1 protein-coding gene is annotated in these 609 nt (G+C 36.8%); it reads right to left on the reverse strand.

Annotated features, from left to right (window positions below; translation table 11 throughout):
* On the reverse strand, positions 1-609 hold a 609-nt coding region (locus ACFSW4_RS11910), incomplete at both ends, for a transposase (RefSeq protein ID WP_377329515.1).

The raw sequence follows: 609 nt of genomic DNA on the forward strand, positions 1-609 counted from the left end.
ATAATCCCAATTATAAAAATTAAAGAGGTCGTTCTTAAACTTCCTTGTTTTCTCTTTTCGATATTGGTTATATGTAATGAGTGGTGTGCGATGACGGTTTTCAATCACATCAGCGTAATTTTGTTCACTACCATAGCCTGCATCCGCCACAATGTATTTAGGTAAACTAAAGAAATGATCTTCAATATGGTCTAGAAAAGGCAGAAAGGTTCGTGTATCCGTAGGATTAGGGAATACATCATACGCAAGCGCAAATTGACCTTCTGTCGCAAGCTGAATATTATAACCTGGTTTAAGTTGTCCATTTTTCATGTAGTCATCTTTCATCCGCATAAAAGTCGCATCATGGTCAGTTTTAGAATAACTATTACGTTCACCAAATATCTTCATATCTTTTCGGTACTTTTTCTTGCGTTCAACGAAGTCCTTGAATTGTTTAAGGTATTGCTTAGGTTGCCTACGTTGGGACCGAAGTTGTTTTCGTTCCGAACCCTGATCACTCTCATTAATTTGTTGAGTGTATTCATTTACTTGATCATTTAACTGTTTCACAATGGTTTGAAGTTCTTCAGTCGAAAGTTCATCTGAACTTTCACGTTCAATGCCAGG

Source organism: Piscibacillus salipiscarius, assembly GCF_042685285.1.
Lineage (GTDB): Bacteria > Bacillota > Bacilli > Bacillales > Alkalibacillaceae > Piscibacillus > Piscibacillus salipiscarius.